General features: G+C 52.8%; 13 protein-coding genes and 1 tRNA gene. 8 read left to right on the forward strand and 6 right to left on the reverse strand.

Going from position 1 to position 13489, the window contains the following annotated elements; genetic code table 11:
* Positions 1-364 precede the first annotated feature (364 nt).
* Complete coding sequence (locus U8T64_RS06550; RefSeq protein WP_322182149.1) at positions 365-769, reverse strand: RrF2 family transcriptional regulator; 405 nt, start codon at positions 767-769, stop codon at positions 365-367.
* 202 nt (positions 770-971) lie between these two features.
* On the opposite strand from U8T64_RS06550, the gene U8T64_RS06555 reads away from it, so the two are divergent.
* Positions 972-2255: an O-acetylhomoserine aminocarboxypropyltransferase/cysteine synthase family protein gene (locus U8T64_RS06555; protein ID WP_322182150.1), complete on the forward strand. Its 1284-nt coding sequence runs from the start codon at positions 972-974 to the stop codon at positions 2253-2255.
* Between the two features lie 21 nt (positions 2256-2276).
* Positions 2277-3212, forward strand: a complete 936-nt coding sequence (gene cysK / locus U8T64_RS06560; RefSeq protein ID WP_322182151.1) for a cysteine synthase A — start codon at positions 2277-2279, stop codon at positions 3210-3212.
* Positions 3213-3283: 71 nt separating this feature from the next.
* On the opposite strand, the gene U8T64_RS06565 is transcribed toward cysK, so the two are convergent.
* Together U8T64_RS06565 and U8T64_RS06570 are read right to left on the reverse strand one after the other, a co-directional pair.
* Positions 3284-3718, reverse strand: a complete 435-nt coding sequence (locus U8T64_RS06565) for a hypothetical protein (RefSeq protein ID WP_322182153.1) — start codon at positions 3716-3718, stop codon at positions 3284-3286.
* An 87-nt stretch (positions 3719-3805) separates the two neighbouring features.
* Entirely contained in the window at positions 3806-3973 is a 168-nt protein-coding gene (locus tag U8T64_RS06570; RefSeq protein WP_322182156.1) for a ribbon-helix-helix domain-containing protein, read from the reverse strand.
* A 176-nt stretch (positions 3974-4149) separates the two neighbouring features.
* Here U8T64_RS06570 and U8T64_RS06575 point away from each other — a divergent pair, with 176 nt between their 5' ends.
* On the forward strand, positions 4150-4503 hold the full coding sequence (locus tag U8T64_RS06575; protein ID WP_322182158.1) for a hypothetical protein: 354 nt from the start codon (positions 4150-4152) through the stop codon (positions 4501-4503).
* Positions 4504-4567: 64 nt separating this feature from the next.
* Here U8T64_RS06575 and feoB read toward each other — a convergent pair whose 3' ends face one another.
* The gene (gene feoB / locus U8T64_RS06580) at positions 4568-6724 is read right to left on the reverse strand and encodes a ferrous iron transport protein B (protein WP_322182160.1); all 2157 of its coding nucleotides are present in this window, start codon (positions 6722-6724) and stop codon (positions 4568-4570) included.
* A gap of 9 nt (positions 6725-6733) precedes the next feature.
* Entirely contained in the window at positions 6734-7066 is a 333-nt protein-coding gene (locus U8T64_RS06585; RefSeq protein WP_322182162.1) for a FeoA family protein, read from the reverse strand.
* 126 nt (positions 7067-7192) lie between these two features.
* On the opposite strand from U8T64_RS06585, the gene U8T64_RS06590 reads away from it, so the two are divergent.
* From U8T64_RS06590 to U8T64_RS06600, 3 genes are all read left to right on the forward strand, one after another.
* Entirely contained in the window at positions 7193-7624 is a 432-nt protein-coding gene (locus U8T64_RS06590) for a metal-dependent transcriptional regulator (protein WP_322182164.1), read from the forward strand.
* Positions 7625-7775: 151 nt separating this feature from the next.
* A tRNA-Pro gene (locus U8T64_RS06595) sits at positions 7776-7851 on the forward strand.
* A gap of 115 nt (positions 7852-7966) precedes the next feature.
* On the forward strand, positions 7967-8377 hold the full coding sequence (locus U8T64_RS06600) for a DUF2871 domain-containing protein (protein WP_322182166.1): 411 nt from the start codon (positions 7967-7969) through the stop codon (positions 8375-8377).
* Between the two features lie 93 nt (positions 8378-8470).
* Here the strand turns inward: U8T64_RS06600 and U8T64_RS06605 are convergent, their stop codons facing one another.
* Positions 8471-10051, reverse strand: a complete 1581-nt coding sequence (locus tag U8T64_RS06605) for an ABC transporter substrate-binding protein (RefSeq protein WP_322182167.1) — start codon at positions 10049-10051, stop codon at positions 8471-8473.
* A 678-nt stretch (positions 10052-10729) separates the two neighbouring features.
* On the opposite strand from U8T64_RS06605, the gene U8T64_RS06610 reads away from it, so the two are divergent.
* Both U8T64_RS06610 and U8T64_RS06615 read left to right on the forward strand, forming a co-directional pair.
* Entirely contained in the window at positions 10730-11269 is a 540-nt protein-coding gene (locus U8T64_RS06610) for an RNA polymerase sigma factor (RefSeq protein ID WP_322182169.1), read from the forward strand.
* Positions 11259-13223 (forward strand): hypothetical protein, encoded by a 1965-nt coding sequence (locus tag U8T64_RS06615; RefSeq protein WP_322182171.1) that lies wholly within the window; start codon positions 11259-11261, stop codon positions 13221-13223. The genes U8T64_RS06610 and U8T64_RS06615 overlap by 11 nt, the downstream gene beginning before the upstream one ends.
* Positions 13224-13489: the final 266 nt, after the last annotated feature.

Genomic DNA, 13489 nt, shown 5'->3' on the forward strand with positions numbered 1-13489 from the left:
ATGAGGAATGAACAATGAGTAATTAGTAATTAGCAATGAAGGGCTGAGGTAAAACGGTAAATGGTAGTTTAGCGAACTAGTCGTTAGAAAAGGGAAAGTTCTCTCTTTTGTCATTCTGAGGAACGAAGTGACGAAGAATCTCGCCCTTAAAGCCCTTCAAAAGGCACGAAGGACGAGATTCTTCACTTCGTTCAGAATGACAGAAGTGAAGCGTGTGCCTCGCCGCTAAATTCCAATTAAGTGGGCGTTGGTTATAACGCCTGTACAGCCTGCATCGCTTATGCCCTTGACCTTCCTAATTGCTCATTGCTAATTTCTAATTGCTCATTCCCCAATGTACGCGCCCCTCTCTAACGACTAACAACTAACAACTAACAACTAGCTCCGCCAGCGTGTATTGCTCCAGATAATCGGAAATGACCCGGTCGAGCCCCTGCCAAAGGGGAAGCGTGCGGCATTCCGCCATGCGGGGGCAGGTTTTTCCGGCTTCCAGGCAGACTACAGGCGCCAGGGGCCCCTCCATGCATTCCAGAATTTCTTTGACGCCGTATTCCTCCGGCGCTCTGCTGAGCCGGTAGCCGCCGCCTTTTCCCCGCAGGGCTGTCAGCAGGCCCGCCTTCACCAGCTCCTTTACCAGAATTTCCAGGTACTTTTCGGAAATTTCCTGTCGGCCCGCCGCGTCCTTCAGCGGCACATAGCCGTCCCCCTGATTTTCCGCGATATCGATCAAAAAGCGAAGGGCATAGCGGCCCTTTGTGGAAATCATCATAAAAATCCCTCCTGTGATAGACCTATTTTACTACAGGGTTACTGGAAAATCAAGAAAACGTAAAATTCCTATTGACAAAGTAGGTAAATAGGAATATAATCCCAATCAATTAAGGGGAACCCTGAAAAGCGTAAGCAGTGTGAAGCGGAAAGAATTTACCGTTTCTCCCGGCAGGGGGCCTGAGAAAGGGAAGTGTTCTAATATGAGCAACTATCGTTTTGAAACTCTTCAGCTGCATGTAGGGCAGGAGCAGCCCGATCCCGCTACCGATGCCCGGGCTGTGCCGATTTATCAGACTACCTCTTATGTGTTCCGAAATTCCGCTCATGCGGCGGCCCGGTTTGGGTTGTCCGATGCCGGAAATATTTATGGGCGTCTGACAAATTCCACGCAGGACGTTCTGGAAAAACGCCTGGCAGCCTTAGAGGGCGGCGTAGCTGCTTTGGCCCTGGCTTCCGGAGCCGCAGCGATCACTTATGCCATTGAGGCGCTGGCTCCGGACGGTGGACATATTGTCGCCCAAAAGACCATTTACGGCGGGAGCTATAACCTTTTGGCCCATACGCTGCCCCATTACGGCATTACCACCACCTTTGTGGACGCCCACAATTTGCAGGAGCTGGAAGGAGCGATCCGGGAAAACACCAGGGCTGTTTATCTGGAAACCCTCGGCAATCCCAACAGCGATATCCCGAATATCGAAGCAATTGCGGAAATTGCTCACCGTCATGGCCTGCCTTTGGTAATTGACAATACCTTCGGTACGCCCTATTTGATCCGCCCCATAGAATACGGCGCGGATATTGTAGTTCATTCCGCCACCAAGTTTATCGGCGGTCACGGTACTACTTTGGGCGGCGTGATCATAGATTCCGGAAAATTTGATTGGGGAAAAAGTGGGAAATATCCGGCCATCGCCGAAGCCAATCCCAGCTATCACGGCGTTTCCTTTGTAGACGCGGCGGGACCGGCGGCTTTTGTTACCTATATCCGGGCGATCCTGCTCCGGGACACGGGCGCGGCCATTTCTCCCTTTAACGCCTTTTTGCTTCTCCAGGGGGTGGAAACGCTGTCCCTGCGTCTGGAACGCCACGTGGAGAACACAAAAAAGGTGGTGGAATATTTGGCGGCCCACCCGCTGGTGGAACGGGTCAACCACCCCAGCCTGCCGGATCACCCGGACCATGCCCTCTATGAAAAATATTTCCCCAACGGCGGGGCGTCCATTTTCACGTTTACCATCAAGGGCGGACAGAAGGAAGCTTTTGCGTTTATTGACCACCTGGAAATCTTTTCCCTGCTTGCCAATGTGGCCGATGTGAAAAGCCTGGTGATCCACCCTGCCACCACAACCCATTCCCAGCTTTCCGCCGGGGAACTGGAGGATCAGGGAATTTACCCCAACACGATTCGCCTCTCTATCGGCACAGAGCATATCGATGACATTCTTGAGGATTTAGAGCGCGGCTTTGCCGCTGTAAAATAAATTGTTGCGGGAGGGATAGCAGTGTCTAAAATCTATACCTCAGCGGATCAGCTGATTGGACGGACTCCCTTGCTGGAGCTGACTCATGTGGAAAAGGAGGAAGGACTGGAAGCCCGAATTTTGGCGAAGCTGGAATATTTCAACCCTGCCGGTTCGGTGAAGGATCGTATCGCCAAGGCCATGCTCGATGAGGCGGAGGCGTCCGGCAGGCTGAAGCCAGATTCGGTGATCCTGGAACCCACCTCCGGCAATACCGGTATTGGCCTTGCCTCTGTGGCGGCGGCCAGGGGATATCGCATCATTTTGGTTATGCCGGAAACCATGAGCGTTGAGAGAAGGCAGCTGCTGTGCGCTTACGGCGCGGAGCTGGTGCTTACAGAGGGTGCAAAGGGCATGAAGGGGGCCATTGAAAAAGCGGAGGAGCTGGCAAAAGAAATTCCCGGCAGCTTTCTTCCCTGCCAGTTTACGAATGCGGCCAATCCTGCCGCTCACGAGAAGAGCACGGGCCCGGAGCTTTGGCAGGATACGGATGGAAAAATAGATTTTTTTGTTGCCGGAGTCGGTACAGGTGGAACCATTACCGGCGTGGGCCGGTATCTGAAGCAGCAATCTGCGGATATTAAGATTGTCGCGGTGGAGCCGGACAGCTCCCCGGTTCTCAGCGAGGGAAGAGCGGGCGCTCACAAGATCCAGGGGATCGGAGCGGGCTTTGTCCCCGAGGTTCTGGATCCCGCTATCTATGACGAAGTGATTCGTGTTTCCGATGAAGCTGCGTTTACTTACGGCAGGCTGATCGGAAGAAAGGAAGGGATCCTTGTAGGTATTTCCTCCGGCGCGGCGGTATATGCCGCCGTACAGCTGGCAAAGCGTGCCGAAAACAGGGGGAAAACCATTGTGGCCCTTCTCCCGGATACCGGCGACAGATATCTGTCTACCCCGCTGTTTCAGGAAGCTTAGGCGTGTAGCAGACTGTGAGATAAATAAAGAAAGGCGGCGCTTCTCTTTTGAAAAGCATCGCCTTTTTTGTACTACAAATATCCCCGCATATCGTCCGCCAGCTTTTGCTCTAAGCCAATGAGTCTTTTTGCAATATCCTTGGAGCGTTCATCGGCCGCCTTGTATTCGTTGAGGTACCGGCTCAAAGACTTTACGCCCATATTGCAGCCGTCTGTGATAAGATCGGCGACGGTCTCGTCCTTTTCGTCCAGAGAAAGCTTCACGTTGGTTTTCATCCAGGACATGGTTCTTGCCATGGGATTAAGGCGTTTTCCGCTGTCTCCGTATTCGTTTAACAGGGCGTGGGTATCGTCTCCCAGCTCTCCGTGCTTTCTCCGGCAGTCTTCCAGCGAATTCCGCATGTTCTCATTTTTTACCTTTGGCAGTACCTCATCGATGGAGGAAACGCCCATTTTGATCCCGGCGTTGCATTCCTGCAGCAGCCTTACGGTATCTTCTTCGATCATGGTATTCCGGCTCCTTTTCTGATTTTGTGTTAGTATTTCCGGCCAGGAGCCGATTTATTTTGCCGAAAAGATGCCGAAAATTGATCTTTACGGTTCCTCCATATTCGCAAGGGCAAAAGTAATGCACTGATTGATGAATTCGTTGCGGGATATACCTGTTTCCAGGGCCTTTCTGTCTATTTCAGCCAGTGTTTCGGAAGAGATCCGCATGGAGATCACTTCCTTCTCAAATTTTTTTGGAATAAACTTTTCCACCACTCGCACCCCCTTGCTAAATTGTAGCTTTTCTGGTATGCTAGCGCTATATTCTATAATCAATATCTAAAATAGAATACACCAGGGGGATGGTTGTGCAGATGTTTGATTTTTCCAGAGAACATATGACCTTCTTGATAGGATTGTTTTTCCTAGCCGTTCTCGCAATGGTCTGTGTGGCAATTTTTTCCAGAGGAAAGGTTTCCCTGGCCGGAAAATGGGTAGTGCGGGAATATAGGGTAGAAAATCGGGCGATCAAGCGGGAGGAAGCGGAGCTTCAAGGCGGAAAGACCCTTTCCCGCTGGAATACCGTCACCTTTACCTTCACTCCGGAGGGCCATGTGTTCCCGGAACTGCCGGATCAGGAAAATAAGCGGAGCCTGCTTTCCTATCGGTTCGATGGACATCATGTTGAAATTTCCGATCCCGAGCGGAAATCCTCTTACCGGCTATTGGAGCTTACAGGGAACTATCTGGCGTTTTCCCCGCCCTATGGAAAGGGCCTTGTGATCCTGCTGGAAAAGGAATAGCGCAAAAAGATTGCCGCAAAGGGGAACTTCGCGGCGATCTGATTTTTCATAATAAAGGGTGAAACTACATGCCGAAAATCCTTGCCGCCGATGCAATGAGGAAGCAGAGGAGCAATCCGCACAGGGTGGGGATCAGGAAAGCGGCAGCAGTCCATTTCAGGCTTTTTGTCTCTTTGTAGATGGTCATACAGGTGGTGGAACAGGGCCAGTGCATCAGGGAAAAAATCATGGTACACAGCGCGGTTACCCAGGTCCAGCCGTGATTTACCAGCAAAGCGTGCAGGGCGTTCAGATCTGTCATGTCCACAAGGCTCCCCTGAGAAAGATAGGCCATGATCACTATGGGGATCACGATTTCGTTAGCGGGCAGGCCCAAAAGAAAAGCCAGAAGGATCACCCCGTCCAGCCCGAAGAGCTGGGCAAAGGGATCGAGAAAGCCTGCGCAATGCGTCAATAGTGTTTCTCCGCCTACGGAAACATTTGCCAGAACCCAAATCAGCAGTCCCGCCGGAGCCGCCACAGCGGCGGCACGCCCCAGCACGAACAGGGTGCGGTCAAAAATGGAACGAACCAGAACCTTGCCCACCTGGGGCTTCCGATAAGGGGGAAGCTCCAGAGCAAAGGAAGAGGGGATCCCCTTTAACAGGGTGGAGGAAAGCAGCTTGGAAATGGCAAAAGTCATGAACAAACCCAGCAGGATCACAGTCATCAGCAGCAGGGCGGAAAGCGCGGAGGCGCCAAAGCCCCCGGCGCTGGCAATAAAGAACATGGTGATAATGGAGATCAGCATGGGCAGCCGGCCGTTGCAGGGAACAAAATTGTTTGTAAGAATGGCGATCAGGCGTTCCCGGGGGGAATCGATGATCCGGCACCCCACCACTCCGGCGGCGTTACAGCCAAACCCCATCAGCGTGGTCAAGGATTGCTTCCCGCAGGCGCCGCATTTCTGAAAGCAGTGGTCCAGGTTAAAGGCCACCCTGGGAAGATAGCCCAGGTCCTCCAGTAAGGTAAACAGGGGAAAGAAGATCGCCATGGGCGGCAGCATCACGGAAACCACCCAGGCCAGCGTTTTATACATGCCGTCCACAAAAAGCCCAATCAGCGGGGCGGGGGTATGGATCTGGGTCAAAAGCTCTCGAAGCCGGTCCCCCAGCCAGAAAAGCCCGGAACTCAAAAGCTCGGAAGGATAGTTTGCCCCGGCAATGGTCAGCCAGAAGATAAAGAGAAACAGCAGAAAGAGAATGGGAAAGCCGGTGGAGCGGCTGGTAAAAAGCCGGTCAAGCTTCCGGTCTCTGGCACTGTAGCCGCTGCCCTCCACCGTGACCACGGCATTGGCCAAGCTTTCCGCACGGGTCACAAGGGTGGAAACAATGGCGTCCCGCAGCTTTTCCTCCGAAATGCCCGCGGTGGTCTGCTGTTCCCGAAGCTCTTTCAGAACGGCGGCAATATCCGGGTCGTCCCAGGGGGAAGAGCCCAGGTGCTTCTTCAGAGACTGCGCGAGAGCTTCATCATTGTGCTCCAGCAGCCGCAGGGCCAGCCACCGCGCCTCAATTTTTCCCCCACAAAACCGTTTTACCGAAGGCAGCAGCTTTTTGATGGCCTCTTCCAGAAAGTCCGGATACGTCACAGGCGGCGCGGAAGGAAGCTCAGCTTCCTTCGCTTCAGAAACAGCCTTTACCCGGCGCATCAGCTGGTCTAAGCCCTTTCCGCTGCGGGCTGCCGCACCCACCACGGGAACCCCCAGAAGCGAGGAAAGCTTCTGTAGATCCACGGTGACGCCTTTGCGCTTTGCCTCGTCCATCAGGTTCAGGCAGACCACCGTGCGCTTTGTGATCTCCAGGGTCTGAAGCACCAGATTCAGGTTTCGTTCCAGGCAGGTGGCGTCGCAAACTACAATGGCCGCGTCCGCTTCGCCAAAGCAGAAAAAGTCTCTGGCGGCTTCCTCCTCCGCCGAGTGGGCCAGCAGAGAATAGCAGCCGGGCAGGTCTACCAGCACATAGCCCTGTCCGTGTACGGTGCAGGTGCCCTGGGCGTTTGTCACGGTTTTTCCGGGCCAGTTTCCCGTGTGCTGGTGCATTCCCGTCAATTCATTAAACACCGTGCTTTTTCCCACATTGGGATTTCCGGCAAGGGCGACCACTTTATCGGTTTCCGCCTGTTTGCGGATCACCAGCTGCTCCCCGGCCGCCCCCGCGCCGGTAGATTCCTTGGAAAGCCCCATAGCTGCCTCCTAATCCCGGACTGTCCCCAGGGGAACAGTGTGCGCGGCGGGGCGATCTCCCTTGCGGCGGCTGAAGGAAGGGGAGGTTTCCCGGGAGCGGGAAATACTGGAGCCTTCAATGCCAATGCCGCCTGCGTCCTTTTTCCGCAGAGCGACCACCGCTCCGCGGATCAAATAGGCGGCCGGATCTCCCAAAGGGCTTACTCCGATACACTCCACCCTGGTGCCTTCAATCAACCCCATATCCTGCAGCCGGCGGCGCATGGTTCCTTCCACAGACAGGCTGCTGACGGAAGCCGTTTGCCCCGGTCTTAAATCGTTTAGCTGGAAATTCTGATTCATATGATGACTCACTCCTGAATAAAAGTTAGGAGAAGGAAAGTTTCTCACCACTACTATATTCCACAGCGGCAAAAAGGGTGAAACAGGCCTTGCCGGAAAGCGGAAAAGCAGGAAGGGAGAGAGCCTATGTCGCAGGATGGCTTTTACACAATGAAGGGATATACGCTGCTGGAGCACGGTCTGCTCACCTCCTCTATGGAGGATTATCTGGAAATGATCTGCCGCCTGTCAGAGCAAAGCCATCTTGTAAGGATCTCCGACCTGGCGCAGGCGCTTCACGTAAAGCCGCCCTCCGCCTCCAAAATGGCCGGAAATCTCCGGGCCCAGGAACTGATAGAATTTCCCAAATACGGCTGTATCACCCTGACGGAAATGGGAAAACGCATGGGAAGCTACCTCATTCGCCGCCACGAGCTGGTAAATAGCCTGCTTTGCCGCATCAACGGCACGGAAAACGAGCTGGAAGAGGTGGAAAAGATCGAGCATTTCCTCTCTCCGAGAACTGTAAAAAATATTGAGGGATTTCTGCGGGATTTCGGAAACATAAATGGGGAATAGGCAGGAAAACCAAGCCTTCAGGCTTGGTGCGCAAAGGAAAAGCGCTTTCTGCCGACCGGCCAGCCAGGAAGGTAACAGAAAAATCTGTCTGATAAAAAAGAAAAAAAAGCTTGCTTTTTTCAAAGATATCCGCTATAATAATGTACGTTGTCCGGGTGTGGCGCAGTTGGTAGCGCGCTTGACTGGGGGTCAAGAGGCCGTGAGTTCAAGTCTCGCCACTCGGACCAAAATAGAGCAGACCGCCAAATGTGGTTTGCTCTGTTTTTTGTTTAAACACTTGTCTTGAAGGTGCAGTCAGAAGACTATTAGGCTGCAATACATTCGGTAAAAGGAGTGTGTTTTGTGACAAAGCGTTATGCGAGCCTTGCCGTGCTTTACGCGGTCGTTGCGATGATCTTTGGGGTGTTTTACCGGGAATTTACCAAGCTTAACCATTTTTCCGGACAAACCAGCTTGTCCTTTCTGCACACACACTATTTCGTTCTCGGCATGTTCTTTTTTCTGGTGTTGCTGTTGATTGAAAAAGTTTTTTCTTTTTCTGATAGGAATACCGGCAAGCTTTTGATCGTTTATCAGCTTGGCTTGAATATCACCGGGCTTGGGTTTCTCTTGAGAGGCTTATCTCAGGTTTTGGAAATGGAATTGAGCAGGGGAATGGACGCTGCCATTTCCGGGGTTTCAGGGATCGGTCATATTTTGGCGGGGATCTGTATGGTTTTTTTTCTTCTGAAAATAAAGAAACGTGCCGTATAATGCAAAAAACAATTCTGTGTTTTCTTAAAATCAAACGGCTAAAATATAGGGGCGCACCATTCGGTGCGCCCCTGGCTTTTCCAACCCTTTTCTCTATTTCCTCTTTCTGGCGGAGCAAAAATCGATCCGCTGATCCGCGGTAACCGTGATCCGTTCCGCTTTAGGAGAGAGGGCGTAATAGGTCTTCTTTTGCAGCAGGGGATAGAACACCATCTGCTCCTGAAGCGTAAGCTCCATGGCCTGAAAGCCCTCTAGGCTGAAGCTCATGGAGCGCAGGGCAGAATCGTATTCCTCGCTTTTCAGAAGCAGGGGGGAAGCGGTGCTGTCAAAGGCCTTCAAAACATGGTAGGGCGTAACGCCTCCGGCACGAAGAGGGTAAAGGGCCGCCTCGTAATCGCCCTGGGAAACCCGGCTTTTCAGTTCGCTTTCCGGCAGGGGAAGAATGTTAAAGGAACTGCCGAGCTTGCTGTTCCAGGAGGCCAAAAAACCGTTTGTCAGCGTGATGGAGGCTTCATCGTCAGGGCACAGCACGGTGATGTTGGGAAGCTTTTCCAGCTTCAAAAGCTCCAGGAGAGAGGGGATCGCCTCTATAATGCTGTCGTCCTGGGGAAGATAGCGGGTTTCTCCTTCGGTATAATACGCTTTTTCCTCCCAGAGCACGCAGCCCGGCATCATGCCTGGGGCTTCCTGAGAAGGGTCGGTGCTGTAAGGAGCCAGCAGCGCTTCCCGATCCAGCGTTTTCAGAAAAACCTCCCGTGTTCGCATATAGCTTAAGGAATCGGACTGGGGATTCAGCAGCAGTCCCAGCACGGCGTCGTCCAGGGCCAGCACCGTACAGCCCTGCTCCTCCGCTTTTTGTGCCTCGCTTTCCGAAAGTTCCAGAATGTCAGCCTTTCCCGCCAGCAAAGCGGCGGTGGGATCGGTATCGATCACACTTTCATAATCGATCAGATAGGTGAGGGAAGCGGGGATCACCTTGCGGTCGCCGCGATAGGTATCGGCCCGCTCCAGGCTGATGCCTTTTTCGTTGTAATCGGTATTCCAGGCATAGATATGGGGAAAGGTAAAGGGACCGTTGGTGAGGAGATATTCCGGGGAAAAACCGTAATGCCCGGCGCACTCCTCAAAAAATTCCTGCTTGCAAGGCATGTAGTGGTTCCCGGCGGTGAGGGCCGGAAAATCGGGATATCCGCTTTCCAGCTGAAAGACAAGCGTGCGGTCATTTTTGACAAAGACGCCCAGCGCGCTTTCCTCCAGCTCTCCGGCGCTGACCGCCCGGGCGTTTTTTATGGGAAAGAGATCATCGGGAGCGGCAGCTCCCTTTTCAGGGTGCAGAGCCCGCAGAATGCCAAAAAGAAAATCCTCTGCTGTAACGGGCGAACCATCGCTCCATTTCGCGGAACGAAGGTGAAAGGTAAATTCCGTATGATCCCGGTTGTGATCCCACCGCTCCGCCACACCGGGTAAGATCTCGCTGTCCCTTCCGATTCGGCAGAGCCCCTCAAAAATTGAACCGATCACAAGAGAAGAAGAGGGGCCGGAAGCGGTTTGCGGATCAAGAGAAATTACGTTCTGCGGCAAAACAGCGGTAAAGTCCATGTCCTCCTTGCCGCTGCAGCCGGCAAGCGAAAGCAATAGTGCCGCCGCAAACAACAATGCGAAAAATCGTTTCACAAGGCGCTCTCCTTTCCCAAAAATCAAACCTGCGAAAAAAGCGGAATTCTCTGAATTCGAGTATACACAGAGGAAAAAAGAATTTATTTCTTACAGAGAAATATAGAAAATAAATTTTGAGCCGGGAAGGAAAAGGGCGATGGGGAATTGGAAATGAGCAGTGAGCAATTAAGGGCAAAAACATTGTTTGGTAAATTGGAATTTAGCGGCGAGCCGCCGCAGGCACTTGTGAAGCGGCTTGGTACGGGAAATCGGTTTCAAACCCGACCAATGGCGAGGTGCTCACTTCCCACCTGTCATTACTGAACAAAAAGCGCCGAGCGCTTTCTCGGTGAAGAATCTCGTCCTTCAGCTCTTTACTCAGGTAATGAAGGGCGAGATTCTTCGTCACTTCGTTCCTCAGAATGACAAAAGAGGGGGGCTTGTCCTTCTCTAACGGCTAACAACTAACGACTAGTTCGCTAAACTATAATTTACCGCCTGTCTTTGTCGTTCGTTGCTCATTCCTGCCAGTATCTAGCCCCTGTTTTCGCCCTTGCGAAAGGGGAAAATTCGAGGTATATTTTAATATTAAAGAGGTATTCTCAAAAGAAAAAGCAACGGCCTCAAAAATATTTTATTTTCCTGTTACATTTTGCGCGGCTGTTTTCTCTATAGCATAAGGGAAAAGGAAAAGGGGTGAGGGCCATTTCTGAACAGAGGAAAACGGCGGCTTTGGTGAAGGCTGCCGCAAAAGGAGATAAACAGGCGTTTGTGGCGCTGGTCGATTCCTTCCGTCAAACCATGTACGCCACCGCCATGGCCGTGGTCCGCAACGAAGACGACGCCATGGACGCCATACAGGATACGATTTTGATTTTATGGGAGAAGCTGGATACCCTGCGGGACCCCGGAGCGTTCAAAACCTGGATGACCAGGATTCTGATAAACCGCTGCTTTGGCACTCTGCGGGGAAAGAGCAGGGAATTCCCTGTGGAAAGCATGGAGGAAGAAGGCCGCTCCTTTGAGCGGGATACCTCCCTGGACGTACAGGACGCTCTGGACCGAATGGCTCCGGAGGATCGTCTGGTGCTGCAGCTGTTCTACTTTGAAGATATGCCCGTGCGGGAGATCGCAAGTGCACTTTCGCTTTCTCCCGAAGCGGTACGAATGCGCTTGACCAGGAGCCGGAAGCGGTTCCGCCGGCAATACGAAACAGAGGTGCGCTATGAAAGGTAACAAGAACAGAGAACTGAAAAAGCGCCTGGAACGGGAGCTGCCGTACCCCAGGCTGACGGTTCAGGCGGATCTGCGGTTTGATCAGATCCTGGCGGCGCTTCCGGAACGGGAAACACTTCAGGCCACGGCGCGCGCTGAGGCACAAAGGCGGAGGATTTCCCGGGGGCCTGCCCATTATAAAAAAGAGACAGAAAAGAAAAAGGGCGTGAGCTCTGTGCCGCCGGAGGGAATGGAGCTCTCCGAAGGGCTGGAATATTTCGAGCCGGTACCCTTCCGAAGAAGCTGGCCCAAAACAGTCTTCCAGTGTGCCGCGGCCTTTGCCGTTTTCTGCCTGGTGTGTCTGGCCCTTCTCAATGTGTCCTCCCCGGAAATTGCGGAAAGCCTGCCCGGCTTCGGCGGATTGTTTCAAACCATCAACGGCAGCCTGAGGCCTGCTCCTACGGCGGAGCCGCCCGCAAGCCTTTCGGAGCTTCCCGCGAAAACGCCCTATACGATCACCGTGGAATCCGCCGTGCGAAAGGAAAACTATCTTTTTCAAACAGTGCGCCTGGATTTTACAGAAGAAAGCTGTCCGGCAACAGATCAGCTTTTCACCGCTCTGAATGGAGAAAGCGGAATAGAAGTTGCCATAGAAGGCCATTCCGCCCTTTTGTACCGTGACCCGGTGTTTGAACGGATCCCTGGTGAAACAGCGTTTCGGGGCTCTGTAATTTCGGTTCTCAACGGAGAAGTCAGTAATGAGGGGATTCTGACCATCAACCAGCTGCTGGGTGTAACAGCGGGAAAGGAACGCACTGCCCTTGACGAGCCGGATATCAGCATTTCACAGGCAGCTTCCTGCCCAATATCGGCTTCCTCAGAGTATTGCTACAACAATTTTGACAACGACGCGCCCATGGTGATGAACAATGTCGCGCTGCGGGACTACACCAGCACAGAATCGGAATTTTCCGTCAATATCAGCTATCCCACAATGAACAGTGCGATTTCGCCCTATGTTACCGCGCGCCCGGCAGACGACGGGCTGCTGGAGGTTTTTTCCGTGGACATTTACGGAGAGGGCGGAGAGCTTGGCGATATCATGGGACAAAAGATCGGTTTTGAAGCGGTTCCTGAAGGAACGCGGCAGGTGTTTGTCACGGTGTACACGCAGGAGCCCGAGTATCTTTCGGTCTATGTAGACGGCAGCATGCTGGGCGCCGCCGTGCTGGCGGAGTTCTGCATCGATTTGGAATCGGGGGAGATCACAGGTTCTACCGCCTGGCGGGGCTCAGGGGTTGATTTTGTACAGCTGCCGTATTATGCGGAGGTTTGGGAAGCCGGCTTTCGGTTCCATGACCATGTGCTGCCCCTGGGATGGGAACGGGCCATTGCAAATTTTTCCGAAGACTTTTCTGAAGCAAAGTGCCTGTCTTTAGGCGTTTTAAGCGATCTGGATCTGGATCTGCCCTTGCAGCTGGAAACGTACCTGTACGGAGAACTGATCGAAGAGCTTCCGCTTTATCGCCAGGAAGACAGCATAGAGCTGGGTGACGGCGTTTACCGCAATGAAGGAAAGCATGGCTGGATCGATGTGATTTCAAAGGAAGAGGACATTCTGGGCTCCCGTACTGTACGCCAATATGAGATCTCACTCTTTGCCCCGGGAATAGATCCGCTTTCCTGGGATCTGGATCCCGACGGCTACTGCGTGATCCTGCGAAACCTGAAAACCGGCGAAGCTCTGGCTGGCTCCAAAATCGAAGAGAACCCAGGAGATATCCATGCCAACATGGAATTGATCGGCACCCAGGCGGAGCTTTTGTGGGAACGACCCGTATTTTACGACCCGGGAAAGCCCGCTGAAGAAGATAACGGGATGGGTTCAGAATCTGAGGCTGCTCCAAGCCCCACACCGTTTCCGGAAGACCAATCCATCGATGATATCGCCGCAAGCTCCATTTCCACAGAGTAGCAAGCGCGCTTTAGAGGCTGGACGGCAGAGGGCAATTAGCAGTTAGCAGTTAGCAATGACAGAAGGAACCCCAGCGGATAACTGCTAAATTATAGTTTAGCGTCCTGATTCCGCTATCACTATTGTCATTCTGAGGAACGAAGTGACGAAGAATCTCGTCCTTGATTCCGGGAAAAGGGAGAAGGACGAGATTCTTCGCTTCGCTCGGAATGACAAGAGGGTGGTGTGCAGATAACCGCTAAATTCCAATTTATAGAATAGTTTCC

The sequence above is a fragment of the Neglectibacter caecimuris genome (assembly GCF_034335015.1).
Taxonomy (GTDB): Bacteria; Bacillota; Clostridia; order Oscillospirales; family Acutalibacteraceae; genus Acutalibacter; species Acutalibacter caecimuris_A.